Source organism: Cupriavidus cauae (assembly GCF_026210475.1).
Taxonomy (GTDB): domain Bacteria; phylum Pseudomonadota; class Gammaproteobacteria; order Burkholderiales; family Burkholderiaceae; genus Cupriavidus; species Cupriavidus cauae.
The window spans coordinates 305,097-330,061 of the sequence record NZ_CP080293.1 but is presented as its reverse complement, the minus strand read 5'-3'; the positions used below and the strand labels follow the sequence as shown (position 1 = coordinate 330,061).

20 protein-coding genes are annotated in these 24,965 nt (G+C 68.7%); 16 read left to right on the top strand and 4 right to left on the bottom strand.

Features of this window, described 5'->3' with window-relative positions; genetic code table 11:
• The first annotated feature begins 476 nt into the window (after window positions 1-476).
• From KZ686_RS01475 to KZ686_RS01440, 8 genes are all read left to right on the top strand, one after another.
• Window positions 477-2,066, top strand: coding sequence for an ABC transporter substrate-binding protein (locus KZ686_RS01475; RefSeq protein ID WP_265632870.1), 1,590 nt, complete (start codon window positions 477-479; stop codon window positions 2,064-2,066).
• Window positions 2,067-2,331: 265 nt separating this feature from the next.
• Window positions 2,332-3,309, top strand: a complete 978-nt coding sequence (locus tag KZ686_RS01470; protein WP_149316552.1) for an ABC transporter permease — start codon at window positions 2,332-2,334, stop codon at window positions 3,307-3,309.
• 4 nt (window positions 3,310-3,313) lie between these two features.
• The gene (locus KZ686_RS01465; RefSeq protein WP_223819430.1) at window positions 3,314-4,306 is read left to right on the top strand and encodes an ABC transporter permease; all 993 of its coding nucleotides are present in this window, start codon (window positions 3,314-3,316) and stop codon (window positions 4,304-4,306) included.
• 27 nt (window positions 4,307-4,333) lie between these two features.
• The gene (locus tag KZ686_RS01460) at window positions 4,334-5,335 is read left to right on the top strand and encodes an ABC transporter ATP-binding protein (protein WP_150082090.1); all 1,002 of its coding nucleotides are present in this window, start codon (window positions 4,334-4,336) and stop codon (window positions 5,333-5,335) included.
• A 5-nt stretch (window positions 5,336-5,340) separates the two neighbouring features.
• Window positions 5,341-6,402 carry an ABC transporter ATP-binding protein gene (locus tag KZ686_RS01455; protein ID WP_149317069.1) on the top strand — a complete coding sequence of 354 codons (1,062 nt, stop codon included), beginning with the start codon at window positions 5,341-5,343 and terminating at the stop codon, window positions 6,400-6,402.
• A gap of 222 nt (window positions 6,403-6,624) precedes the next feature.
• Window positions 6,625-8,724: a molybdopterin-containing oxidoreductase family protein gene (locus tag KZ686_RS01450; protein WP_265632869.1), complete on the top strand. Its 2,100-nt coding sequence runs from the start codon at window positions 6,625-6,627 to the stop codon at window positions 8,722-8,724.
• Window positions 8,724-9,980 carry an aminopeptidase gene (locus KZ686_RS01445; protein WP_265632868.1) on the top strand — a complete coding sequence of 419 codons (1,257 nt, stop codon included), beginning with the start codon at window positions 8,724-8,726 and terminating at the stop codon, window positions 9,978-9,980. Before KZ686_RS01450 ends, KZ686_RS01445 begins: the two co-directional genes overlap by 1 nt.
• A 178-nt stretch (window positions 9,981-10,158) precedes the next feature.
• Entirely contained in the window at window positions 10,159-11,841 is a 1,683-nt protein-coding gene (locus KZ686_RS01440; RefSeq protein ID WP_149316556.1) for a long-chain fatty acid--CoA ligase, read from the top strand.
• Window positions 11,842-11,875: 34 nt separating this feature from the next.
• Here KZ686_RS01440 and KZ686_RS01435 read toward each other — a convergent pair whose 3' ends face one another.
• The 4 genes from KZ686_RS01435 to KZ686_RS01420 form a co-directional block, all read right to left on the bottom strand.
• Entirely contained in the window at window positions 11,876-12,316 is a 441-nt protein-coding gene (locus KZ686_RS01435; RefSeq protein ID WP_149316557.1) for a hypothetical protein, read from the bottom strand.
• Window positions 12,317-12,438: 122 nt separating this feature from the next.
• On the bottom strand, window positions 12,439-12,942 hold the full coding sequence (locus KZ686_RS01430; RefSeq protein ID WP_149316558.1) for a MarR family winged helix-turn-helix transcriptional regulator: 504 nt from the start codon (window positions 12,940-12,942) through the stop codon (window positions 12,439-12,441).
• Between the two features lie 92 nt (window positions 12,943-13,034).
• Window positions 13,035-14,054, bottom strand: coding sequence for a Bug family tripartite tricarboxylate transporter substrate binding protein (locus tag KZ686_RS01425; RefSeq protein ID WP_149316559.1), 1,020 nt, complete (start codon window positions 14,052-14,054; stop codon window positions 13,035-13,037).
• A gap of 357 nt (window positions 14,055-14,411) precedes the next feature.
• Entirely contained in the window at window positions 14,412-15,524 is a 1,113-nt protein-coding gene (locus KZ686_RS01420) for a porin (RefSeq protein ID WP_265632867.1), read from the bottom strand.
• A 325-nt stretch (window positions 15,525-15,849) separates the two neighbouring features.
• Here KZ686_RS01420 and coq7 point away from each other — a divergent pair, with 325 nt between their 5' ends.
• The 8 genes from coq7 (at window position 15,850) to mraY (ending at window position 24,953) form a co-directional block, all read left to right on the top strand.
• On the top strand, window positions 15,850-16,476 hold the full coding sequence (coq7, locus tag KZ686_RS01415) for a 2-polyprenyl-3-methyl-6-methoxy-1,4-benzoquinone monooxygenase (protein ID WP_149316561.1): 627 nt from the start codon (window positions 15,850-15,852) through the stop codon (window positions 16,474-16,476).
• 512 nt (window positions 16,477-16,988) lie between these two features.
• A complete protein-coding gene (gene mraZ / locus KZ686_RS01410) occupies window positions 16,989-17,417 on the top strand; it encodes a division/cell wall cluster transcriptional repressor MraZ (RefSeq protein ID WP_006577764.1) in 429 nt (142 codons plus the stop codon).
• Between the two features lie 7 nt (window positions 17,418-17,424).
• On the top strand, window positions 17,425-18,417 hold the full coding sequence (rsmH, locus tag KZ686_RS01405; RefSeq protein WP_149316562.1) for a 16S rRNA (cytosine(1402)-N(4))-methyltransferase RsmH: 993 nt from the start codon (window positions 17,425-17,427) through the stop codon (window positions 18,415-18,417).
• The gene (ftsL, locus tag KZ686_RS01400; protein ID WP_149316563.1) at window positions 18,414-18,797 is read left to right on the top strand and encodes a cell division protein FtsL; all 384 of its coding nucleotides are present in this window, start codon (window positions 18,414-18,416) and stop codon (window positions 18,795-18,797) included. The genes rsmH and ftsL overlap by 4 nt, the downstream gene beginning before the upstream one ends.
• A complete protein-coding gene (locus KZ686_RS01395) occupies window positions 18,794-20,638 on the top strand; it encodes a peptidoglycan D,D-transpeptidase FtsI family protein (protein WP_149316564.1) in 1,845 nt (614 codons plus the stop codon). Before ftsL ends, KZ686_RS01395 begins: the two co-directional genes overlap by 4 nt.
• Window positions 20,635-22,188: a UDP-N-acetylmuramoyl-L-alanyl-D-glutamate--2,6-diaminopimelate ligase gene (locus KZ686_RS01390; protein WP_265632866.1), complete on the top strand. Its 1,554-nt coding sequence runs from the start codon at window positions 20,635-20,637 to the stop codon at window positions 22,186-22,188. Before KZ686_RS01395 ends, KZ686_RS01390 begins: the two co-directional genes overlap by 4 nt.
• A gap of 50 nt (window positions 22,189-22,238) precedes the next feature.
• Window positions 22,239-23,690, top strand: a complete 1,452-nt coding sequence (locus KZ686_RS01385) for a UDP-N-acetylmuramoyl-tripeptide--D-alanyl-D-alanine ligase (RefSeq protein ID WP_265633503.1) — start codon at window positions 22,239-22,241, stop codon at window positions 23,688-23,690.
• Between the two features lie 93 nt (window positions 23,691-23,783).
• Window positions 23,784-24,953 carry a phospho-N-acetylmuramoyl-pentapeptide-transferase gene (mraY, locus tag KZ686_RS01380; RefSeq protein WP_023264842.1) on the top strand — a complete coding sequence of 390 codons (1,170 nt, stop codon included), beginning with the start codon at window positions 23,784-23,786 and terminating at the stop codon, window positions 24,951-24,953.
• Window positions 24,954-24,965 lie beyond the last annotated feature (12 nt).

Below are 24,965 nucleotides of genomic sequence, written 5' to 3'. Positions count from 1 at the left end.
GGTAAGCGGTGATAAACCAGAGGGTTGAAAACCAGGGCGGAAAAACCCCGGCTGGCAAAACCGGATTGGGGAAAACAGCAGGGGTGAAATATCCGGATCATACGACGCCGGGCCCGAATGCGCCAAAACCATCACGGCGCGAGGTTTCCCCGATAACCCGCCCAATGGCACCCGACATGCCGCCCAACGCGCCGCCCGGCATACGGCCCCGACATGCGGCCCCAGCATGCCGCCCGACATGCCGCCCAATATACCGTCGAATATGCCGCCGTCATTCGGCGCGGTATCCCCCGGAGGTGGGTTTCCCCGCATTGCAGCCGGTGCTTCTCTACTGGAACAGTTAATGCTTGCCGTACCGCGTCCGCGAGCCGGGCCCCGCTTGTATCACGACGCCTGCACCAATTTGCGGCGTCGCAGCTTGCGACGGTCACAGGCCGCTCGTTATAGTTGCCCCCACTTTTCGGGAGAATCGCTCGATGCCGCTTCGCCACCACCAGAAGGCATTTGCAACCGCCCTGCTCGCCGCAGCCATCAGCTTCGGCGCCGGCGGTCAGGCACTGGCAGCCGATTTCAAGCTGGCCATGAGCTCGCCGCCGACCTCGATGGACCCGCACTTCTACAACCTGTTCTCGAACATCAACGTGTCGGAGCATATCTTCGACAGCCTGATCAAGATGGACGCGGACAGCCGCATCATTCCGGGCCTGGCCGAGTCGTGGAAGCTGGTCAACGAGACCACGTGGGAGTTCAAGATCCGCAAGGGAGTCAAGTTCCATGACGGCTCGCCGCTGACCGCCGAGGACATCCTGTGGTCGCTGGACCGGCCGGCGACAATCCAGAACAGCCCCGGCAAGTTCGACGTCTACACCAAGGCCATCGTCGCCAAGAAGATCGTCGATCCGAACACGATCCAGCTGATCACCGCGCAGCCCTATCCGCTGGTGCTGAACGATCTGACTTCGATCTTCATCGTGCAGAAGAAGGCCACGCAGGGCCTGAACTCCGACGATTTCGCCCAGGGCAAGGGCATGGTCGGCACCGGTCCGTTCAAGTTCGTCAGCTACGCGCGCGACGACCGGGTCGAACTGACGCGCAACCCCGACTACTGGGGGCCGAAGCCCGCCTGGGACAAGGTGACGCTGCGCTTCATCCCGAACCCCGCCACGCGCCTGGCCGCGCTGCTGTCGGGCGACGTGCAGGCGATCGAGAACGTGCCGACGCCGGACCTGCCGCAAGTGCGCAAGAATCCGAAGCTGTCGTTCTTCTCGAAGATCTCGCACCGGGTCATCTATCTGTATTTCGATGCCAAGCGCGACAAGTCGCCGTACGTCACCACCAAGGACGGCCAGCCGATGGACAAGAACCCGCTGAAGGACGCGCGCGTGCGCAATGCCATCAGCATGGCCATCAACCGCCAGGGCATCAAGGACCGGCTGATGGAAGGCCTGTCCGAGCCGACCAACAACCTGGTGCCGCCGACGCTGTTCGGCCACAACCCGAACCTGAAGACGGTCAAGTACGACCCCGAGGGCGCCAAGAAGCTGCTGGCCGAGGCCGGCTATCCGAACGGCTTCGGCGTGACGCTGCATACGCCGAACAACCGCTACGTCAACGACGAGAAGGTCGCGCAGACCGTCGCGCAGAACCTGACGCGGATCGGTATCGCCACGCGGGTCGAAGGCATGCCGATGGCGACGTACTCGTCCAAGGGCATCAAGCACGAATGGTCGTTCGGCCTGCTCGGCTGGGGCGCGCAGACGGGCGAGGTCAGCTCGCCGCTGCGCGCGCTACTGGCGTGCGAGGATGCCAAGAAGGGCTTCGGCACCACCAACTGGGGCGAGTACTGCAATCCGAAGATGGATGCGGTACTGGAGAAGGCGCTGTCGACGGTAGACGACGCCCAGCGCTCGAAGCTGCTGCAGGAGGCGACCGCGATCGCGATCAACGACGGCGGCATCATTCCGATCCATCAGCAGGTGACCACCTGGGCCACGCAGAAGGGCATCACCTACGTGCCGCGGACCGACGAACGGACCTACGCGCACAACTTCAAGCCGCAGCAGTAACCGCTGGCGGCAGGCTGTTCACTTGACAGCCCCGGCGCGCGCGGTGCCCAATGGCGCCGCGCGCCCAACCGGCCCGCGCCGCGCAGCCGGCCCCGCCGCCCGCGGGTCCGGCGATGCGCCGATCGCCACGAAAACGGCCGCCCGGCGATGATCGGGCGGCGATAGCCGTCAGCCGATGCCGCGTCCCGCCGCATGCCTTCGCGCGACCCCTCGCGCGGGCCATGGCGGTACGCAGCGCCGGCGGCGAAGGAAAAGCGTCCCGACTATGCTGGTCTTTATCATCCGGCGCCTGATGCAGAGCGTGGTCGTGCTCTTCGTCATGTCGCTGCTGGTCTTTCTCGGTGTGTTCGCCATCGGCAATCCGGTGGACATCCTGATCAATCCGCAGGCCGATCAGGAAGACATCAAGCGCACCATCGCCGCGCTCGGCCTCGACAAGCCCCTGTGGGAGCAGTACTGGATCTTCCTGACCAATGCGCTGCAGGGCAATCTGGGCATCTCGTTCGCGCACGGCACGCCGGCGCTGAAGCTGATCTTCGAGCGGATGCCGGCGACCATGGAGCTGGCGATCTGCGCGATCCTGCTGGCGATCGTGCTCGGCATCCCGCTGGGCCTGTGGGCGGGCCTGCGGCCCAACGGCATCGCCGGCAAGTCGATCATGACGGTGTCGATCCTGGGCTTCTCGCTGCCGACCTTCTGGGTCGGCCTGATGCTGATCATGGTGTTCGCGGTGCAGCTCGGCTGGCTGCCGTCGAACGGGCGCGGACAGACCGTCTCGGTGCTCGGCATCCCGGTCAGCTTCCTGACCGTCGACGGCATCCGCCATCTGGTGCTGCCGGCCGTCACGCTGTCACTGCTCAATATCGCGATGGTGATCCGGCTGACGCGCGCCGGCACCCAGGAGGCGATGCTGCAGGACTACGTCAAGTTCGCGCGCGCCAAGGGCCTGTCGAACACGCGCATCGTCGGCGTGCATGTGCTCAAGAACATCCTGATCCCGATCGTCACCGTGATCGCGCTGCAGTTCGGCTCGATCATCGCCTTCGCCATCGTCACCGAGACGATCTTCGCCTGGCCCGGCATGGGCAAGCTGATCATCGATTCGATTCAGCTGCTGGACCGGCCGGTGATCGTCGCCTACCTGATGGTGATCGTGACGCTGTTCATCCTGATCAACCTGGCGGTCGACATCATCTACAGCGTGCTCGACCCGCGCGTGCGCATCGCCGACAACAAGGGCTGATCCCATGACCATCGCTACGCAACCGGGCACGCCGGACGGACTGCCGGCTCCCACCACCGATATTCCCGCCGGCCCGCCGGGCACCCCGACCGGCACGCCGACGCCGTCCGCCGCGGCGGCCGTCGACACGCCATGGCGCCGCTTCGCCCGGCAGTTCTTCTCGAGCAAGATCGCGGTGGCGGGCCTGGCCGTGCTGATCGCGATCGTGCTGATCGCGATCTTCGCGCCGTGGCTGGCGCCGCAGGATCCCTACGACCTCGCCACGCTGGACGTGCTCGATGCGCGCCTGGCCCCGGGCGAGGTGGCGGGCAACGGCATGACCTTCCTGCTGGGCTCGGACGAGCAGGGCCGCGACATCCTGTCGGCGGTGATGTACGGCCTGCGCATCAGCATCGGCGTCGGCGTGGTCAGCACGGTGATCGCGCTGGTGCTGGGCGCCACGCTGGGGCTGATCGCCGGCTTCGTCGGCGGACGCGTCGAGGCGCTGATCATGCGCGTCGCCGATCTGCAGCTGTCGTTCCCGCCGATCCTGCTGGCGCTGATCCTGCTGGCCTTCCTGCGGCCGGGCATCGGCAACATCGTGATCGCGCTGGTGGCGGTGCAGTGGGCCTACTACGCGCGCACCACGCGCAGCGCGGCGCTGGTCGAGCGGCGCAAGGAATATATAGAGGCGGCCACGTGCCTGGGCCTGCCGGCGCGGCGCATCATGTTCCGCCACCTGCTGCCCAACTGCCTGCCGCCGCTGATCGTGATCGCCGCGCTGCAGGTGGCCTCGGCGATCACGCTGGAGGCCACGCTGTCCTTCCTCGGCCTGGGCGTGCCGATCACCGAGCCGTCGCTCGGTTCGCTGATCTCGAACGGCCAGCAGTACATGCTGTCCGGCAAGTACTGGATCAGCTTCTTCCCCGGCATTGCGCTGGTGATCACCATCGTCGCGATGAACCTGGTCGCCGACCAGCTGCGCGACGTCCTGAACCCGCGCCTGCAGACGCTTTAAGAGACGACGCCACAAGGGGAATACCGGATGAGCGGCAAACCAACACTGCTGGTCGAGGACCTGGAGACGCATTTCTTCACGCGCGGCGGCGTCGCGCGCGCGGTCGATCGCGTGTCCTTCTCGATCGGCCGCGGCGAGATCATGGGCTTGGTCGGCGAGTCCGGCTCGGGCAAGTCGATGACCGGCTATTCGATCATGGGACTGATCGACCCGCCGGGGCAGGTGGTCGGCGGGCGCATCGAGCTGACCAGCCGCGACGGCGTCACGCGCGACCTGCGCAGGCTGACGCCGGCGCAGATGCGCAACGTGCGCGGCAACCGCATCGCGATGATCTTCCAGGATCCGATGATGACGCTGAACCCGGTGCTGCGCATCGATACGCAGATGATCGAGGCGGTGCTGGCGCACGAGAAGGTGGACAAGGCCGTGGCGCGCGAGCGCGCGCGCAATGCGCTGGCGCGGGTCGGCATTCCGTCGCCGGACGAGCGGCTGCAGGCCTATCCGCACCAGTTCTCCGGCGGCATGCGCCAGCGCGTGGCGATCGCCATCGCGCTGCTGAACAAGCCGGACCTGATCATCGCCGACGAGCCTACCACCGCGCTCGACGTGACGATCCAGGGCCAGATCCTCTACGAGATGCAGAAGCTGTGCCGCGAGTCGGGCACCGCGCTGATCTGGATCACGCACGACCTGTCGGTGATCGCGGGCCTGGCCGACAGCGTCTGCGTGATGTACGCCGGCAGGATCGTCGAGGCCGGCGATGTGCGGCAGGTGCTCGAGCGTCCCGAACATCCCTACACGCACGGGCTGATCGGCTCGGCGCCGTCGCGCAATCCGCGCGGCACGCCGCTGCGGCAGATCCCCGGCATGACGCCGTCGCTGCTGAACCTGCCCGGCGGCTGCGCCTTCCGCGAGCGCTGCCCGCGCGCCACCGAGATCTGCCGCACCGAGCCGCCGCTGAGCAGCACGCCCGACGGACGGCGCCTGCGCTGCTTCCATCCGGTGCTCGAAACCCAGGAGGCCGCATGAACGGCATGACCGATATGTCCGTGATCGACGCGCCCGCCGCCGGGGCATCGACGACCCCGGCCGCGGCAAGCGAGACGCCGCTGCTGGAGCTGCGCGGCGTCTCCAAGCGCTTCGTCAAGTCGCTCGACGCCGCCGCCCGCATCGCCAATCTGTTCGGCGCGCATGCGAAGGAAGAAGTGGTGCACGCGGTCGACCATGTCGACCTGGCCATCCGCGCCGGCGAGGTGGTCGGCCTGGTCGGCGAATCGGGCTGCGGCAAGTCGACGCTGGGCCGGATGGCGGTCGGCCTGCATACGCTGACCGAAGGCACGCGGCTGTGGAAGGGCGTGGACCTGGAGCAGCTGCCGGCCGAGAAGAAGCGCGAGAAGCAGCTGGCGATCCAGATGATCTTCCAGGACCCGTATGCCTCGCTGAACCCGCGGCTGCGCGTGCTGGATATCGTCGGCGAGGCGCCGGTGGTGCACGGCATCGTGCCGGCCTCGGGCCAGAAGGCCTATGTCGAGGAGATGCTGACCCGGGTGGGCATGGACCCGACCGTGCTGCGGCGCTTTCCGCACCAGTTCTCCGGCGGCCAGCGCGCGCGCATCGGCATCGCGCGGGCGCTGGCGGTCAGGCCGGAATTCCTGGTCTGCGACGAGTCGGTAGCGGCGCTCGACGTGTCGATCCAGGCCCAGGTGCTGAACCTGTTCATGCGGCTGCGCGAGGAACTGAACCTCACCTACCTGTTCATCAGCCACGATCTCGGCGTGGTCAAGCACATCAGCGACCGCGTGGTGATCATGTACCTGGGCCGCGTGGTCGAATCGGCGCCGACCGAGCAGGTGTTCGCCGCCCCGAACCATCCGTACACGCAGGCGCTGCTGGCCGAGGCGCCCAAGCTGGAGGTCGGCAAGAAGACCTATGTGGCGATCCAGGGCGAGATTCCGTCGCCGCTGCATCCGCCGTCGGGCTGCCACTTCCATCCGCGCTGCCCGTACGCGATGCCGCGTTGCCGCGAGGAGGCGCCCGCGCTGAAGGAGATCGCACCGCTGCGGATGTCGGCCTGCCATCTGAACGACCAGCGCTGAGCGGCTCGCCGTACGGCCATCGGGGCACCGTCAGGCGGCCGTCCGTGGGCCATCGGTGAGGCGCCGGCGGGGCCTCGGTGGGCCGGTCGGCGGCGCCTCGGTGGGCCGGTCGGCGGCGCGGTGGATGGGTCGTCGGGCTGGCCGTCGGCGGGCGCCGGGCCCCGCCCGCCCTGGCGCGATCGAATACAATCGGGCACAAAGGAAAACGCCCCCGGAGAACCCATGTCCACCCGCATCGTCCGCGCCGCCTGCCCGCACGATTGTCCCGACAGCTGCGCGCTGCTCGTCACCGTCGAGGACGGCCGCGCCGTCAAGGTGGCGGGCGATCCGGACCACCCGGGCACGCAGGGCGTGCTGTGCACCAAGGTGTCGCGTTATACCGAGCGCACCTACCATCCCGATCGCCTGCTGGGCCCGATGAAGCGGGTCGGCCCCAAGGGCAGCGGGCAGTTCGCGCCGATCGGCTGGGACGAGGCGCTCGACATCGTCGCCGAACGGCTCGGCGCGATCGCCGCGCGCGATCCGCAGGCCATCGTGCCCTACAGCTATGCCGGCACGATGGGGCTGGTGCAGGGCGAAAGCATGGCCGCGCGCTTCTTCCACAAGCTCGGCGCCTCGCTGCTCGACCGCACCATCTGCGCGAGCGCCGGCGCCACCGCGCTGCGCTACACCTATGGCGCCAGCGTCGGCATGGATATCGAACATGTCGAGGACGCCAAGCTGATCGTGATCTGGGGCGGCAATCCGATCGCCTCGAACCTGCACTTCTGGACGCGCGTGCAGCAGGCCAAGCGCCGCGGCGCGACGCTGGTGGCGATCGATCCGTACCGCTCGCTGACGGCGGAGAAGTGCCATCGGCATATCGCGCCGATGCCGGGTACCGACGGCGCGCTGGCGCTGGCGATCATGCATGTGCTGATCCGCGACGACCTGCTCGACCACGACTACATCGCGCGGCATACGGTCGGCTTCGACGCGCTGCGCGACCGCGCGGCGCAGTTCTCGCCGGCGCGCGCCGCGCAGATCTGCGGCATCGATGCCGAGGAGATCGAATGGCTGGCCGGCCTGTACGGCAAGCTGGCCGTGCGCGAACGGCAACCGGTGGCGATCCGCCTGAACTACGGCATGCAGCGGGCGCACGGCGGCGGCCAGGCGGTGCGCGCGGTGGCCTGCCTGCCGTCGCTGGTGGGCGCGTGGCGCCACGCCGCCGGCGGGCTGCAGCTGTCGACCTCGGGCTTCTTCCCGATCGACAACGCCGCGCTGCAGCGCCCGGACCTGCTGCCGAGCTGGCCCAGGCTGCCGCGCACGATCAATATGTCGACGATCGGCGATGCGCTGCTCGGCGAAGGGCTGCCGGCCGGCACGCCGCCGATCGAGGCGATCGTCGTCTACAACAGCAACCCGGTCGCGGTCGCGCCGCACTCGGGCAAGGTGGCGGCGGGCTTCGCGCGCGAGGACCTGTTCACCGTGGTGCTCGAGCACTTCCGCACCGATACCGCGGATTACGCCGACATCATCCTGCCGGCCACCACGCAGCTCGAGCACGTCGACGTCCACAAGGCCTACGGCCACACTTATTTCCTCGCCAACAACCAGGCCATCGCGCCGCTTGGCGAGGCGCTGCCCAATACCGAGATCTTCCGGCGGCTGGCGCGGCGCATGGGCTTTACCGAGCCGTGCTTTGCCGACAGCGACGAGGACATCGCCGCGCAGGCCATCGTGCGCGGCGATCCGCGCGCGGCGGGCATCGACTGGCAGACGCTGAAGGAAAGCGGCTGGCAGAAGCTGAAGCTGCCGGCGGCACCGTTTGCCGAGGGCGGTTTCCCGAGCCCCACCGGCAAGTGCCAGTTCTACGCGGCCGAGATGGTCAAGGACGGCCTCGATCCCTTGCCCGGCTACGTGCCGCCGTACGAGGCGCCGGCCAGCGCGCCGGAGCTGGCGGCGCGCTATCCGCTGGCGATGATCTCGCCGCCGGCGCGCAATTTCCTCAACAGCACCTTCGTCAACGTCGACAGCCTGCGCGCCACCGAGGGCGAGCCGCATCTGGACATCCATCCGGACGACGCCGCCGCGCGCGGCATCGTCGACGGCATGATGGTGCGCGCCTTCAACGACCGCGGCAGCATGCAGGCGCGCGCCCGTGTCACCGACCGCGCGCGCCAGGGGCTGGTGGTCGGGCTGTCGATCTGGTGGAAGAAGCTGGCCCCGGACGGCAAGAACGCCAACGAGCTGACCAGCCAGCGCCTGACCGACATGGGCCGCGCGCCGGTCTTCTACGACTGCCTGGTGCAGGTGGAGGCCGCCGCGCAGGCGGTGACGTGATGGCACGGCGGCCGGCTCGCGTCCGCGTGGCGGCCGCGCTGGCCGCCATCGCGTTTGGCGCGCTGCTGGCCGGCTGCGAGGCCGTCGGCTACTACGCGCAGTCGATCAGCGGCCATCTGGGCGTGATGGCCCAGGCCACGCCGCTGTCCGACGCGATCGCCTACGCCAACGGCAGCAACGACAAGCGGCTGGCCGAGCGGCTCGCGCTGGCCGGGCGCATGCGCGATTTCGCCTCGCGCGAACTGGCGCTGCCGGACAACGGCAGCTACCGCCATTACGCCAATCTGCATCGACCCTACGTGGTGTGGAGCGTGTTCGCCACGCCCAAGCTGTCGATGGAGCTGCACAAGTGGTGCTTCCTGGTGGTCGGCTGCATCAACTACCGCGGCTACTACGCGATCGAGGACGCGCACCGCTATGCCGCCGCGCTGCGCAGCCAGGGGCTGGAGACCTATGTGGCCGGCGTGCCCGCCTATTCGACGCTGGGCTATTTCGACGATCCGCTGCTGAACACCTTCGTCTATCTGCCCGAGGGCGAGCTGGCGCGGATGATCTTCCACGAGCTGGCGCACCAGGTGGTCTACGTGCGCAACGACACCACCTTCAACGAGTCGTTCGCCTCCGCGGTGGAGATCGCCGGCGTCGAGCGCTGGCTGGCGCGCGAGGCATCGGCTGACGCGCGCGCCAGCTACCGGCAGTACGACGCGCGCCGGCAGCAGTTCCGCGCGATGCTGCTGCAGGCGCGCGCGGAGCTCGACGCGCTGTACCGCCGGCCGATCGACGACAACGCCAAGCGCGCCGGCAAGGCGGCGATCTTCGCCGCGCTGCGCCAGCGCTATGCGGCGCTGAAGGAGTCGTGGGGCGGCTACAGCGGCTACGACCGCTGGTTCTCGCAGCCGCTGACCAATGCCCATCTGGCCGCGGTGGCCACCTATCAGCAATGGGTGCCGGCGTTCCTGGCGCTGCTCGATCAATGCGGCGGCGACTGGAAGGCCTTCTATGCCGAGGCCGAGCGCATCGGCAAGCTCAAGCCCGAGCAGCGCAAGGCGCGGCTGCGGGCGCTGGCGCCGAACGAGCCGGGGACCGGCGCGGCGGCCATGAACGCGGCCGCCGGCGGTACTGCGGTGGGCAACGCTCCGGTCGGCAACGCTGCGGCGGCTCATGCTGCGGCGGACCATGCTGCGGTGGACAACGCCGCGGCACCCCACAGTGCGGCCGGCAAGGGCGCAACCATCGCCGCGCCCGGCGGGTCCTAGGGTATTCCCGCGCCTGCGTGCGCACCGACTCCGCCATCGAGCGCCTTTACACTGGCAGCGGTTCAGAGGACTTCATCTAACGTATGGTCCTGGTGTTGTCTTAAGGGGGCCCGCCGTTTAGCATCGCCGTTTAGCGTCGCAAAAATCGAACGATCATTCAGAAACCAGGAGACGGCATATGGAAAAGCAGTGGCTGAAACACTATCCGGCAGGCGTACCCGCCGAGATCGACGCCAGCCAGTACCGGTCGCTTGCCCAGCTGCTGGAGGAATCCTTTCGCGACTACGCGGACCGGCGCGCCTTCGTCTGCATGGACAAGGCAATCACCTATGCCGAGCTGGACAAGCTGTCCGGCCACTTCGCCGCCTGGCTGCAGGCGCGCGGTCTCAAGCCGGGGGCGCGGGTCGCGATCATGATGCCGAACGTGCTGCAATACCCGGTCGTGCTAGCCGGCGTGCTGCGCGCGGGCATGGTGGTCGTCAACGTCAATCCGCTGTACACGCCGCGCGAGCTCGAGCACCAGCTCAAGGACAGCGGCGCCGAGGCGATCGTGATCCTGGAGAACTTCGCCGCCACGCTGCAGCAGGTGTTGTCCGCCACGCCGGTCCGGCATGTGGTGGTCGCCAGCATGGGAGACATGCTGGGCGGGCTCAAGGGTGCCGTCGTCAACTTCGTCGTGCGCAACGTCAAGAAGATGGTGCCGGCGTGGGAGCTGCCCAACTGCGTGCGCTTCCCCACGGCGCTGGCCGAGGGCAGCCGGCTGCAGCGCAAGCCGGTCGACACCGGTCCGGACGATATCGCCTTCCTGCAGTACACCGGCGGCACCACCGGCGTGTCCAAGGGTGCGGTGCTGCTGCACCGGAACGTGGTCGCCAACGTGCTGCAGTCGCAGGCGTGGATGCAGCCCGCGCTGGCCAAGGGCGCGCCGATCGACCAGGTGGTGACCATCACCGCGCTGCCGCTGTATCACATCTTCGCGCTGACGGTCTGCGCGCTGCTGGGCATGCGCAGCGGCGGCCTGAGCGTGCTGATTCCGAATCCGCGCGACATCCCGGGCTTCATCAAGGAGCTGCAGAAGTACCGCTTCCACATGTTCCCGGCGGTCAACACGCTGTACAACGCGCTGATCAACCACCCGGACATCGACAAGGTCGATTTCTCGGGGCTGCGCGTGGCCAACGGCGGCGGCATGGCGGTGCAGGAAGCGGTCGCGAAGAAATGGCTCGCCAAGACGGGCTGCCCGATCATCGAGGGCTACGGCCTGTCCGAGACCTCGCCGTCGGCGACCTGCAATCCGACCGACAGCGACGCCTTCTCCGGCACCATCGGCCTGCCGCTGCCGTCGACCGAGATTGCGATCCGCGACGACGACGGCCGCGACGTGCCGCTGGGCCAGCCGGGCGAGATCTGCCTGCGCGGGCCGCAGGTGATGGCCGGCTACTGGAACCGCCCGGACGAGACCGCCAAGGTCATGACGCCGGACGGCTTCTTCAAGACCGGCGACATCGGCATCATGGACGAGCGCGGCTATACCCGCATCGTCGACCGCAAGAAGGACATGATCCTGGTCTCGGGCTTCAACGTGTACCCGAACGAGATCGAGGGCGTGGTCGCGGAGTGCCCGGGCGTGCTGGAAGTCGCGGCGGTCGGCGTGCCGGACGAGCATTCGGGCGAGGTGGTCAAGCTGTTCGTGGTCAAGAAGGACCCGGCGCTGACCGAGCAGGATGTGATCGCGTTCTGCAAGGACCGGCTGACCGGCTACAAGCGGCCCAGGTACGTCGAGTTCCGTACCGAGCTGCCGAAGACCAACGTCGGCAAGATCCTGCGGCGGGAGCTGCGCGACTCGCGCAAGGCGGCCTGATCGCCTTCGCGGCGCCGGGCAGCCCGGCGCCGGCTCAGCACTCGTTGGACGGCGCCAGCCCCGGCTCGCGCCGTCCGTCCGCGTAGACCACGCGCACGCAGCTGCCGACATCGAGGCCCGGTGCGGCCGGGCCGTTGATGGTCGCATTGGTGCCGTCGTTCAGCTTGACCTCGTAGGCGAAGATATCGACCTGCTGCACCGGCTGGCGATTGAGCAGCCGGCCGAGGTCGAAGGCCAGGCCGACGCCCACGCCTCCGCCGTGCCAGCCGCCGCCGCTGGCGGCGCCCACTCCCACCCCATAGCCGGAATAGCCGCGCGCCTGTTCGACATCGACGCGCGTGACGAAGCGCTTCTCGGCGATCCGCCCCAGCTTGACGGTGGCATTGACCGGCGTGATCTGCGGCGCCGGCGGCGCGCTCGGCGAACTGGCGCAGCCGCCTGCCAGTGCCGCCACGGTGGCCGCCGCGACGGCCATCGCGGCGGCCCGCACGGGCAGGCCGGATACACGCCACGCTTGCGCTTGCGGCCGCGCTGGCGACCTTGGTTGCGACCTTGGTTGCGACCTCGGTTGCGGCCTCGGTTGCGTCATCAGGGATTTCATGCGGACACCAGTGTCGATTTGAGGCGGCCCAGCAGCTTGAACAGCGCGCGCCGCTCGGTTTCGGCCAGCCCGCCGAACAATTGCTCGACCCATTGCTCGTGCGCGCGCGCCATGCGCGTGAAGGCGGCGCGGCCGGCGGGCGTGAGCCGGATCAGATAGGCGCGCCGGTCGTTGGCAAGCGGCTCGCGCGAAACCAGCCCTTCCTGCTGCAGCTGATCAGTGATGCCGGTCACGTTGCCGCCGGTCACCATCATGCGGCGCGACAGCTCGCCCATCTTCAGGCCCTCGGGATGGCGCTCGAGCTGGGCCATCAGGTCGAAGCGCGGCAGCGTGCAGCCGAACGACTCGCGCAGCCGGCCGCGGATATCGGCCTCGACCAGGTTGGTGCAGGTCAGCAGCCGCAGCCACAGGCGCAGGGCCTCGTGGCTGGCATCATCGGCGCGGGTTTCGAGATCGACTGGCACCGCGTTGGACGCGGCGTCGGCGGCGGAAGTCGGCATCGCAGGCGGCAAGGGAAAATGTTGACGCCTGAAGTATATGCGCTAAGCCAGCCGCGAGGCGCGCTCCCGCGGCGGCCGCGCCAGGGGCCGGATCAGTCGACCTTCGCGCCCGAATCCTTGACCACCTTGGCCCACTTGGCGGTTTCGGCGCGGATATGCTGGGCGAACTGCTGCGGCGTGCTGCCCACCGGCTCGGCGCCCTGCGCCTGCAGCTTTTCGCGCATCGCCGGCGTCCCCAGCGCCTTGGCCACTTCCTGCTGGATCCGCGACACGATCGCGGGCGGCGTGCCGGCCGGCGCCAGCAGCCCGAACCACGAGCTGGCTTCGTAGTTGGGCAGCTTGGCCGCCTGCGCAATGGTCGGCAGGTCGGGCAGGGCGGGCGACGGTTTGGCGCTGGTCACCGCCAGCGCCTTCAGCTTGCCGGCCTTGATCAGCGACATCGACGACGGCAGGTTGTCGAACATCACCTGCATGGTGCCGCCGGCCAGGTCGGTCAGCGCCGGGCCGCTGCCCTTGTACGGGAAGTGGACCATGAAGGTGCGGGTCTGCGTCTTGAACAGTTCGCCGGCCAGATGGATCGAGGTGCCGTTGCCGCTCGAGGCCATGTTCAGCTTGCCGGGATTGGCGCGCGCATAGGCGATCAGGTCGTTGACGCTGTTGATCTTGTTCTGCTGCGCGAAGGCCGGGTTCAGCACCAGCACGTTCGGCACCGCGGCGACCTCGGTGATCGGCGCGAAGTCCTTGATCGGGTCGTACGGCAGCTTGCTGTACAGCGACTGGTTGATACCGTGGGTGCCGACCGTTCCCATCAGCAGCGTGTAGCCGTCGGGCTCGGCCTTGGAGACGATCTCGGCGCCGATGTTGCCGCCCGCGCCGGGCCGGTTGTCGACCACCACGTTCCAGCCCGGCAGCTTCGACAGTTCCGCGGCGACCGCGCGCGCCAGGATGTCGGTAGTGCCGCCCGGGGCGAACGGCACCACCATGCGGATCGGCTTGGCCGGATAGCCGGCCGGGTCGGCGGCATGCGCGGACGATAGCCACGCGAGGCCGGCCAGCCCGCTCAGGGTGGCGGCCAGGGTCAGGCGCAGCGCGCGGCGGCGGGGGGCTTGCATCGGTCGTCTCCTTGCGCGCCGTTGGAAGAGCAGGCGCGTCGTGTTGTCGGTGTGTTGTTGCTGCGTTGTCGTTGCGCAATCGCTGCGGTGTTGCCGCGATGTCGCCGCGTTGCTGCTCGCACGGCCGGCGGGTCGCCGGGACTGCTGCATTCTAGTGGCGCCGACGAGGCAATGCCGATGAGGTGAAGCCCTATGGCGGCGCCGCGCGCCGTCATGGGGTGGGCCGAGCTTGGCCCTAGCTTGGCGCGGGCAGGAGCCCGGGCAGGGGCTCGGGCGGCGCCGATAAAAAAGGCACCCGAAGGTGCCTTTCGAAGACGCGCTTCAGGCCGGCGCACGGCCGGCCGTCGGTGCTCGCGTTCAGAACTTGTGGCGGATACCGATGCCCACGCCGACCATATTGTCTTCGCCGGCGCCCAGCGGGTAGCCGTTGGCGAAGCTGATGACGGCGCTGTCGAAGTTCAGGCCGGCGTTCTTGGTGTAGGCGGCGGTCAGGTAGATGTCGGTCCGCTTGGTGATGTTGTAGTCCGCCACGAAGCTGACCTGCCACGGGTTCGGTGCGTTGACGCCGTTCAGGTTCTTGACGTCGGCGTAGTAGTACGCCAGCGTCAGGCCCAGCGCGGCGGTGGCCTGGTAGTTGGCGCCGGCCCAGTAGTAGTCGTCGCGGTAGATGGTGGCGTCGTTCGGGGCCTTGTTCTGGCCCCAGCGGTAGCCTGCCATCAGCTTGGCCGGGCCGAAGGCGTAGCTGGCCGCGGCACCCGCCTTGCGGAACGTCGCGGTGTCGCCGCCGGTGTTGGCCACCGTCGGGTTCGACTGGTCGTAGGCGATGGTCACGCCCAGCGGACCGGCCGCGTACGCCACCGCACCACCGTAGCCGGTGTCACGGCGGAACTGGCCCGGCACTTCGCCGCCGCCGGCCACGCCGTTGCCGAACGACCAGTGCGCGATGGCGGTGACCGGACCGAACTTGCCGGTGTACTTGGCGGTGTTGTCCGAGCGGAAGTTGGTACCCAGCTGATAGGCGATCGGTTCGTACTGCGTCGCGTAGCCGGTCGGCGAGAAGTTGGCGAATGCATCGAACATCGAGGTGTACTGGCGACCGAAGGTGATGCGGCCGACCTGGTTGCTCTCGATACCGACATACGCCTGACGGCCGAACAGGCGGCCGCCCTGCTGCATGCGGCCGTCATCCACGCCGAAGCCGCTTTCCAGCACGAACAGCGCCTTCATGCCGCCGCCGAGATCTTCCACGCCGCGCAGACCCCAGCGCGAACCGGACAGGCCGCCGGAAGTCACCCCGAACTTGTTTTCTCCACGGCCCGGGAATCCGGCCGTGCCCGCCGCGGTCGAGGACATGTTGCTGACGTACTCGATGTTGGCGTCGACCACCCCGTAAAGCGTGACGGTCGATTGGGCCTGAGCGGTCCCGGCGAAAGCGCCGAGCGCGGCCAATGCAAGAAGCGACTTCTTCATGCTGGTTTATCTCCTGTAGTAAGAATTATTGGTGTGATGCGCGAGACAGCCTCCTGAACTCTCCATGCTCTGCGCACCCAACTTCGCGAGAAGTTGTCGGGTACTGTAACAAACGGCATTGTTTGCACAATCGCACAGTCGTTCTATTGTCGGCTTTTCACAACTCAGGGTTTTGGAGTAGCCCGCCAGCCCAGGCCAGTACTGGCAAGGCGCCCCGCGAGGGCGGTCCGAAACGGGGGCGGTACAATGCGGGAATTCCCCGAACCGACCCAAGGCGGCTCATCGTCACTTTCACCGTCACGCCGGCCGCCACCGCCGTACCGACATGGACAAGCTGATCCACGAATTCGACGTCGCCCTGCGCGCCATCACCGGCGCGACCCGTGCGGGGCGCCCCAGCCCGGCCGAGACGCTGGGCGAGCACGACGACACGCAACTGGACGCCGGCGAGCGCCGGCATGTCGCCGGGCTGATGCGGGTCAACCATGTCGGGGAGGTCTGCGCCCAGGCGCTGTACCAGGCCCAGAAGCTGACCGCGCGCGATGGCGCGGTGCGCGCGCAGATGGATGCCGCCGCGCGCGAGGAGGAGGATCACCTCGGCTGGTGCGCGGAGCGCCTGCGCGAGCTCGGCTCGCGGCCGAGCCTGCTGAACCCGCTGTGGTACGCCGGCGCCTTCGCCATCGGCTGGCTGGCCGGCCGCGCCGGCGATCGCGCGAGCCTGGGCTTCGTTTCCGAGACCGAGCGCCAGGTCGAGCAGCACCTGACCGGCCATCTGGAGCAGCTGCCTCCCGCCGATGCGCGCTCGCGCGCGATCCTCGAGCAGATGCGTGACGACGAGGCCCGCCATGGCGCCAGCGCGCGCGAAGCGGGCGGGATCACGCTGCCCGCCCCGGTGCGGGCGGCGATGCGCGCGGCCTCGCGCGTGATGACCACCACGGCTTACCGGATCTGAAGCGGACTGAAGCGGATCTGAAGCGGATCTGACGCGGATCTGAAGCGGGCCTGACGCGGAGCCGACGGTCCCGTCACGACCCGCACGGCGCGCCGGACCGCGTCGTCCGGCGCCCGCCGCGGGCTCTTCCCAGCGGCTCTCGGCATCGAATCGTTGTATCCTTTGGCCGGGCTCGGGACCGCGGTATTTCCTTGCGCCAGCGACTTCTCCCCGCGTAGTTCTCAGGTGGTTTCTCGGCTTTCTCCCCTAAGACCTTCATTTCATTAGGAATTCACCTTCCTGGTGCGCGCTCGCCCTGCGCTAAGTCTTTGTTCTGATTCCGAAAAACGCCTTTTCGGCACCGTTGACGAGCCTTGACCGGCCAATAGGCTTCCTCTAAAGTGGGGAATAGTGTGAGGAAGTGTATTTTTGTGTGAGGAAAGGGCTTCGGTGTGGGATGATGTGCACTAGCCGAAGCGGACCAGTCAACGCCACGCCAAGCCGCCGCAGGCAGGCGCGGGACGGGGGTGAACTTGTTTCAGGGAGCATCGGCGCTCTCCCTCGATGCCAAGGGTCGGATGTCGATTCCGACGCGGCACCGGGAAGCGCTGCAACAACAGGCCGAGGGCCGGGTGACGCTGACCAAGCACCCGGATGGATGCCTGCTGCTCTTTCCCCGGCCGGAATGGGAAACCTTTCGCACACGGATTGCGGCGTTGCCGATGGACGCGCACTGGTGGAAGCGCATTTTTCTGGGCAATGCCGCCGACGTCGAAATGGACAGCGCCGGGCGCGTGCTGATCGCGCCGGAGCTGCGCAGCGCCGCCATGCTGGACAAGGAAGTGATGCTGCTCGGCATGGGCAGCCATTTCGAGGTCTGGGATGCCGCGACCTACGCCGCCAAGGAACAGCAGGCGATGGCCCAGGGCATGCCTGAAGCATTGAAGAACTTCTCTTTCTGAAGTGGTTATGGAACCGACCCGTACGCCGGGGCCCACCCCCCTGCGCCATCGCACCGTGCTGCTGGACGAAGCCGTCGATGCGCTCGTGTGGCGGCCCGACGGCGTCTACGTGGACGGCACCTTCGGCAGGGGAGGGCACAGCCGAGCCGTGCTGGCGCGGCTGGGACCCGAAGGGGCACTGGTCGCCTTCGACAAGGATCCGGCAGCAATCGCAGAAGCGGGCACCATCAAGGATGCCCGCTTCTCTATTGAGCACGCGAGCTTCGCCGCCATGGGCGAGCGCCTGGCCGGCGCGAAGGTCGCGGGCGTGCTGCTCGACCTGGGGATCAGCTCGCCCCAGATCGACGACGCAGCGAGGGGGTTTTCGTTTCGGTTCGAGGGCCCGCTCGACATGCGCATGGACACCACGCGCGGCATCACCGCCGCCGAGTGGCTGGCGCAGGCCGACGAGCAGGACATCGCGAGGGTGATACGAGACTATGGGGAAGAACGGTTTGCTGTACAGATTGCAAAGGCGATTGTTGCTCGCCGGAGCGAACCCGGCGATGGCGGACGCCTCGCCACTACTGCCGACCTTGCCGCGCTCGTGGCGAAAGCCGTCAAGACACGCGAGAAGGGTCAGGACCCTGCGACCCGCACCTTTCAGGCTCTACGGATTTTCATCAATCAAGAGCTTGCGGACCTCGAAAGCGGTCTGAGCGCGGCCTACGATCTGCTCGAGGTAGGGGGACGGCTGGTGGTGATCAGCTTTCATTCGCTGGAGGACCGCATCGTCAAGCGGTTCATGCAGGCGCACGCACGCCCGCAGCAGGACGCCGATCCGGCGCTGCGGCGCGCGCCGCTGCGCGCGGCCGACCTGCCCCAGCCCACGATGAAGCTGCTCGGCCGCGTCAAGCCCGGTGCCCGGGAAACCGCCGACAACCCCCGCGCGCGCTCGGCCGTGATGCGCGTCGCTGAAAAACTGGCGCCCGCCGCGCCGCAGGGTGGGGCGCGCGCATGAACCGCCTGACCTTCTTCCTGCTCGGCGCGCTGATCCTGTGCGCGCTGTCGCTGGTCAGCGCCCAGCACGAGGCGCGCACGCTGTTCGTCGCGCTCGAGCGCGCGCAGTCCGAGGAGCGCCAGCTCGAGACCGACTGGTCGCGGCTGCAATACCAGCAGAGCGCGCTGTCCAAGAGCGCGCGCATCGCCGACGCGGCCCGCGCGCAATTGAAGATGTCGCCGGTCAGCCCCGGCCGTACCCAATACCTGCAGGGCATCGTGCTGCCGCGCACCGAAGGCGAGGGCGCCAACGGTGCCGCCGGTGCCAATGGCGCCAATGGTGCCAACGGTGCCAACGGTGCCGAAACGCAGCAGCGCAACGCCGCGGAGGCCCGTCCATGACGATGGCCCGCCCGAGCCTGCACCGCCCGCGCAATGCGCGGCCCGCCGCCACGCGTCCGCGCTCCGGCCAGTTCTCGGCCAGCCCGGTGCTCGGCCTGCGCCTGCCGATGTGGCGCTCCAAGCTGGTGGTGTTCCTGATGTTCACGGCCTTCGTCGCGCTGGCCGTGCGCGCGCTGTGGATCCAGGGCCCGGGCAACCAGTTCTACGAGGCCGAGGGCAAGAAGCGCTTCCAGCGCACGCTCGAGCTGCCGGCCACGCGCGGCAAGATCCTCGACCGCAACGGCCTGGTGCTGGCCACCAGCCTGCCGGTCAAGGCGATCTGGGCGGTGCCCGAGGACGTGCCGTCGAACCTGGATGCCGGCAAGCTGCGCCAGCTCGCCAGGCTGCTCGACATGTCCGAGAAGGACCTGCGCAAGAAGCTGACCGAGGACAAGAGCTTCGTCTACCTGAAGCGGCAGGTGCTGCCCGACGTGGCCGAGAAGATCGCCGCGCTGAAAATCGACGGCGTGCACCAGAGCGGCGAGTACAAGCGCTTCTACCCGGAAGGGGAGGCGATGGCGCATATCGTCGGCTTCACCAACGTCGAGGACCGCGGCCAGGAAGGCATGGAGCTGGCGCGCGAAGGCGTGCTGGCCGGCAAGGCGGGCGCGCGCCAGGTCATCAAGGACCGGCTCGGCCGCGTGGTCGAGGACATCGGCGTGCTGCGCAGCCCGCGCGACGGCCAGGACCTGCAGTTGTCGATCGACGCCAAGATCCAGTACCTGGCCTTCAACGAGGTCAAGGCGGTGGCCGAGCGCAGCAAGGCCAAGGCCGCCAGCGCGGTGGTGCTCGACGCGCAGACCGGCGAGGTGCTGGCGCTGGCCAACTGGCCCAGCTACAACCCGAACGACCGCGCGCGCCTGTCCGGCGAGCAGCTGCGCAACCGCGTGCTGACCGACACCTTCGAGCCCGGCTCGATGATGAAGCCGATCACCGCCGCGCTGGCGCTGCAGCTCAAGCGCGTGACGCCGTCGACGGTGTTCCAGACCGAAGGCCGCTACACCTTCGAGCGCGCGACGATCTCGGATACCCACAACTACGGTCCGCTGACCGTCGCCGGCGTGATCCAGAAGTCCAGCAACATCGGCACCATCAAGATGGCGATGCTGATGAAGCCGCAGGAAATGTGGGACATGTTCACCAGCCTGGGCCTGGGCCAGGCACCCAAGCTCGGCTTCCCCGGCGCCGCCGCGGGCCGAGTGCGCCCGTACAAGAGCTGGCGGCCGATCGAGCAGGCCACCATGTCGTACGGCTACGGCCTGTCGGTGTCGCTGATGCAGATGGCGCACGCCTATACGATCTTCGCCCACGACGGCGAGCTGATTCCGATCACGATGTTCCGCACCGACGGCCCGGCCAGCGGCGAGCGCGTGATCTCGCCCCAGGTCGCGCGCGACGTGCGCGGCATGCTGGAGATGGTGACGGCGCCCGGCGGCACCGCGACCCAGGCCCAGGTCATGGGCTACCGCGTCGGCGGCAAGACCGGCACCGCCTACAAGCACGTCGGCCGCGGCTACGACCGCAGCAAGTACCGCGCCTCGTTCATCGGCCTGGCGCCGATGTCGAACCCGCGCATCATCGTCGCCGTCAGCGTCGACGAGCCGACCTCGGGCAGCCACTATGGCGGCGCCGTCGCCGGCCCGGTGTTCGCCGCGATCACAGGCGGCACGCTGCGCGCGCTGAATGTCCAGCCCGATTCGCCGATCCGGCAGCTGGTGGTCACCGAGAGCGTGCCCGAGACCCTGCCCGATGCGCCGCCCGAAGCCCTGTCCGCCCGCGGAACCGGGAGCACCACCCGATGACCGCTCGCAGCAAGCACGCCGCCCTCGAACAGGCCGCTGCCAAGGCAGCGGCCTGGTTGCGCCAGCACGCCGGCCAGCAATCGGGCCATACCGCCCGCCTGACCGGCGACACGCGCCGGCTGCGCCAGGGCGATGTCTTCTTCGCCTATGTGCTGGGCAACCAGCGCCTGTCGACCGACGGCCGCCCCTATATCGGCGAGGCGCTCGCGCGCGGCGCCGCGGCGGTGGTCTACGAGAGCCGCGGCTACGAGTGGCCGCATGGCGATGCCGTGCCGCACCTGCCGATCGAAGGGCTGGAGCGGCTGGCCGGGCCGATCGCCGCCGCCTGGTACGGCAACGCGGCGCGCGGGCTGGCGATCACCGGCATCACCGGCACCAACGGCAAGACGTCGTGCAGCCAGTGGCTCGCACGCGTGCTGCAGGCCTCCGGTACCCGCTGCGCGACCATCGGCACGCTCGGCAGCGGCTTTCCGGACGCGCTGCAGCACACCGGCTTCACCACGCCCGACGCGGTGCAGCTGCAGGACAGCCTGGCCGAGCTGCATGCCGCCGGCGCGGCCGCGGTGGCGATGGAAGTGTCCTCGCACGGCCTCGAGCAGGGCCGCGTCGCCGGCACGCCGTTCCAGGTCGCGGTGCTGACCAACCTGACCCAGGACCACCTCGACTACCACGGCAGCATGGCCGAGTACGAGGCGGCCAAGACGCTGCTGTTCCACTGGCCGAAGCTGCAGGCCGCGGTGATCAACCGCGACGACGCGATGGGGCGGCGCCTGCTGGCGGGCGGCATGGCGGCGCGGCAGGTGATCGAATACGGCATCGGCGGCCCCGCCGGCCCGACCGGCTTCAGCGGCGGCGCGGCGTGGCTGCGCGCCACCGGCGTGAAGGCCACGCCGACCGGCACCGTGTTCAAGGTCGACAGCAGCTTCGGCAGCGCCGAGGTCGCCACGCCGCTGATCGGCGAATTCAACGTCAGCAATCTGCTGGCCGTGCTGGGCGCGGCGCTGGCCAATGGCGTCGCCTGGGACGCGGCGCTGGCCGCGCTGCGCGCGCTGCGCCCGGTCGACGGGCGCATGGAGTTGTTCGGCGGACACGAAGGGCCGCTGGCCGTGGTCGACTACGCGCATACCCCCGACGCGCTCGAGAAGACGCTGGACGCGCTGCGTCCGGTGGCCGCGGCGCGCCAGGGCCGGCTGTGGTGCGTGTTCGGCTGCGGCGGCGATCGCGATCCAGGCAAGCGTCCGCAGATGGGCGCGGTGGCCGAACGGCTGGCCGACGAGGTGGTGCTGACCAGCGACAACCCGCGCAGCGAGGACCCGCAGGCGATCCTCGATGCAATCGCCGACGGCATGCAGGACTTCCGCCGCGGCCGCCAGATCGAGGACCGCGCCGCGGCCATCCTCTACGCGGTCAAGCATGCCGGCGCGAACGACGTGGTGCTGGTGGCCGGCAAGGGCCACGAGGCCACGCAGGAAATCCAGGGCCGCAAGCGGCCGTTCTCCGATCGCGAGCATGTGCGTCTGGCGCTGGCGGCGCGCGGAGTATCGGCATGAGTACGAGCATGAGCACCGGCATGACGGCAACGGCCAAACCAGAACAGACGATGACCGACCTGCAGCAGGCCGCGGGCTGGATCGCCGGCGCACGCATCGAAGGCGATGGCGCGCGGCGGTTCACCCGCGTGCATACCGACAGCCGCACCGTCGAGCCCGGCGATCTGTTCGTCGCGCTGCGCGGCGAACGTTTCGACGCGCACGACTTCATTGCCGACGTGGCCGCCAAGGGCGCCGCCGCGGTGCTGGTCGAGCGCGACATCGGCGCCGCCGCGCCAGGTTTGCCGGCGATCGTGGCGCCCGATACGCGCGTCGCGCTGGGCCAGCTCGGCGCCGGCTGGCGCGCGCAGTTCACGTTGCCGACGGTCGCGGTGACCGGCAGCAACGGCAAGACCACGGTCAAGGAAATGATCGCGGCGATCTTCGCCGCGGCGGTCGGCGAAGCGCAGCGCCTGGCCACCGGCGGCAACCTGAACAACGACATCGGGCTGCCGCTGACGGTGCTGCGCCTGCGTCCGAGCCACCGGCTGGCGGTGCTCGAGCTCGGCATGAACCATCCGGGCGAGACCGCGACGCTGGCGGCGATCGCGCAGCCCACGGTGGCGGTGATCACCAACGCCCAGCGCGAGCACCAGGAATTCATGGTCAGCGTCGAGGCCGTCGCGCACGAGCACGCCAGCATCCTGGCCGCGCTGCCGGCCGGCGGCACCGCGGTGTTTCCGCTCGACGCGGCCAGCGGCGGCGCGCATGCCGGCATCTGGCGCGCCGCGGCCGGCGGCCGGCCGGTGCTGACCTTTGGCCTGGCCGAGGGCGGCGACGTGAAGCAGGCGGACCTGAGCCCCGACGTGACCGCCGACGTCAGCCTCGACGATGGCGTGCAGCGGCTGCAGGTACGCGCGCCCGGCCGCGCCTTCGAGGTCCGGCTGGCGCTGCTCGGCATGCACAACGTGCGCAATGCGCTGGCGGCGATCGCCTGCGCGCTGGCCGCCGGCGTCGAGGTCGAGGCGATCCAGCGCGGCCTGGCCAGCTTCGCGCCGGTCAAGGGCCGGCTGCAGGTCAAGCGCGCCGCGGCCGGCACCGTGGTGATCGACGACACCTACAACGCCAACCCCGACTCGATGCGCGCCGCCATCGACGTGCTGGCCGGCTTTGCGCCGCCGCGCGTGCTGGTGATCGGCGACATGGGCGAGGTCGGCGATCAGGGACCGGCGTTCCACGCCGAGATCGGCGCCTATGCGCGCGCGCGCGGCATCGAGACGCTGTGGGCCACCGGCGAGGCCTCGCCGCACGCGGTGCAGGCCTTCGGCGAGGGCGCCCGGCACTTTGCCGGCGCCGACGCGCTGGCGGCGACGCTGGCCGCCGATGCGGACGGCACCGTCGCGCGGGCAAGCGCCGTGCTGGTCAAGGGCTCGCGCTTCATGCGGATGGAGCGCATGGTCGACGCGCTGGTGACGCCGTCGGCCGGGTCGGCTGAGTCGGCGGGGCCGGCGAACAAGGGTTGAGACTGAACGGCAGTGAAGCTTAACGATTGATTGGAATTGGCCGCCAGGCCCCTGAACGAGGGGCGGCGGCAGCAGACAGGAAAACGAAGAACGATGTTATTGGCCCTGGCCCAATGGCTGCAAGATGACTACAGCTTCCTGCGGGTCGTCAACTATCTGACCTTCCGCGCCGTGATGGCCAACCTCACGGCGCTGGTGATCGGCCTCGCGCTCGGTCCGTGGGTGATTCGCAAGCTGACCGAGATGAAGATCGGCCAGGCGGTGCGCACCATCGGCCCGCAGACCCATCTGGTCAAGTCCGGCACGCCGACCATGGGCGGCGTGCTGGTGCTGCTGTCGATCGGCATCTCGACGGTGCTGTGGTGCGACTGGGGCAACCGCTTCGTCTGGGTGGTGATGCTGGTGACCTTCGGCTACGGCGCGATCGGCTGGGTCGACGACTACCGCAAGGTCGTCTATCGCGACCCGCGTGGCATGTCGAGCGGCGAGAAGTATTTCTGGCAGACGCTGATCGGGCTGGTGGCCGCGGTCTATCTGGCCTTCTCGATTTCCGAGGCCAGCAACGTCAAGGTGTGGGAGCTGTTCCTGAGCTGGGTCGAGGGCGGGCTGTCGCTGGACATGCCCTACAAGTCGAACCTGTTGGTGCCCTTCTTCAAGGAGGTCAGCTACCCGCTGGGCGTGGCCGGCTTCATCGTGCTGACCTATTTCGTGATCGTCGGCTCGAGCAACGCCGTCAACCTGACCGACGGCCTCGACGGCCTGGTGATCATGCCGGTGGTGCTGGTCGGCAGCGCGCTCGGCGTGTTCGCCTACGTGATGGGCAACGCGGTCTACAGCAAGTACCTGCTGTTCCCGCATATCCCCGGGGCGGGCGAGCTGCTGATCTTCTGCTCGGCGATGGCCGGCGCGGGCCTGGCCTTCCTGTGGTTCAACGCGCATCCGGCGCAGGTGTTCATGGGCGATGTCGGCGCGCTGGCGCTGGGCGGGGCGCTCGGCACCATTGCCGTGATCGTGCGCCAGGAGATCGTGCTGTTCGTGATGGGCGGCGTGTTCGTCGCCGAGACGGTGTCGGTGATGCTGCAGGTCACCTGGTTCAAGTTCACCAAGCGCCGTTATGGCGAAGGGCGGCGGCTGTTCCGCATGGCGCCGCTGCACCACCATTTCGAGCTGAGCGGCTGGAAGGAAACGCAGGTGACGGTCCGCTTCTGGGTGATCACGCTGCTGCTGGTGCTGATCGGGCTGTCGACGCTGAAGCTGCGCTGAGGCGCACAGGCG

What these genes read in the sequence shown, in the direction of transcription:
- mraY (WP_023264842.1), top strand. Translation starts at nt 23,784, where the DNA reads ATGTTATTGGCCCTGGCCCAATGGCTGCAAGATGACTACAGCTTCCTG.
- KZ686_RS01475 (WP_265632870.1), top strand. Translation starts at nt 477, where the DNA reads ATGCCGCTTCGCCACCACCAGAAGGCATTTGCAACCGCCCTGCTCGCC.
- KZ686_RS01385 (WP_265633503.1), top strand. Translation starts at nt 22,239, where the DNA reads ATGACCGACCTGCAGCAGGCCGCGGGCTGGATCGCCGGCGCACGCATC.
- KZ686_RS01460 (WP_150082090.1), top strand. Translation starts at nt 4,334, where the DNA reads ATGAGCGGCAAACCAACACTGCTGGTCGAGGACCTGGAGACGCATTTC.
- ftsL (WP_149316563.1), top strand. Translation starts at nt 18,414, where the DNA reads ATGAACCGCCTGACCTTCTTCCTGCTCGGCGCGCTGATCCTGTGCGCG.
- KZ686_RS01390 (WP_265632866.1), top strand. Translation starts at nt 20,635, where the DNA reads ATGACCGCTCGCAGCAAGCACGCCGCCCTCGAACAGGCCGCTGCCAAG.
- KZ686_RS01465 (WP_223819430.1), top strand. Translation starts at nt 3,314, where the DNA reads ATGACCATCGCTACGCAACCGGGCACGCCGGACGGACTGCCGGCTCCC.
- KZ686_RS01425 (WP_149316559.1), bottom strand. Translation starts at nt 14,054, where the DNA reads ATGCAAGCCCCCCGCCGCCGCGCGCTGCGCCTGACCCTGGCCGCCACC.
- KZ686_RS01440 (WP_149316556.1), top strand. Translation starts at nt 10,159, where the DNA reads ATGGAAAAGCAGTGGCTGAAACACTATCCGGCAGGCGTACCCGCCGAG.
- KZ686_RS01420 (WP_265632867.1), bottom strand. Translation starts at nt 15,524, where the DNA reads ATGAAGAAGTCGCTTCTTGCATTGGCCGCGCTCGGCGCTTTCGCCGGG.
- KZ686_RS01430 (WP_149316558.1), bottom strand. Translation starts at nt 12,942, where the DNA reads ATGCCGACTTCCGCCGCCGACGCCGCGTCCAACGCGGTGCCAGTCGAT.
- rsmH (WP_149316562.1), top strand. Translation starts at nt 17,425, where the DNA reads ATGGAACCGACCCGTACGCCGGGGCCCACCCCCCTGCGCCATCGCACC.
- KZ686_RS01395 (WP_149316564.1), top strand. Translation starts at nt 18,794, where the DNA reads ATGACGATGGCCCGCCCGAGCCTGCACCGCCCGCGCAATGCGCGGCCC.
- KZ686_RS01470 (WP_149316552.1), top strand. Translation starts at nt 2,332, where the DNA reads ATGCTGGTCTTTATCATCCGGCGCCTGATGCAGAGCGTGGTCGTGCTC.
- KZ686_RS01450 (WP_265632869.1), top strand. Translation starts at nt 6,625, where the DNA reads ATGTCCACCCGCATCGTCCGCGCCGCCTGCCCGCACGATTGTCCCGAC.
- KZ686_RS01455 (WP_149317069.1), top strand. Translation starts at nt 5,341, where the DNA reads ATGACCGATATGTCCGTGATCGACGCGCCCGCCGCCGGGGCATCGACG.
- KZ686_RS01435 (WP_149316557.1), bottom strand. Translation starts at nt 12,316, where the DNA reads ATGGCCGTCGCGGCGGCCACCGTGGCGGCACTGGCAGGCGGCTGCGCC.
- KZ686_RS01445 (WP_265632868.1), top strand. Translation starts at nt 8,724, where the DNA reads ATGGCACGGCGGCCGGCTCGCGTCCGCGTGGCGGCCGCGCTGGCCGCC.
- coq7 (WP_149316561.1), top strand. Translation starts at nt 15,850, where the DNA reads ATGGACAAGCTGATCCACGAATTCGACGTCGCCCTGCGCGCCATCACC.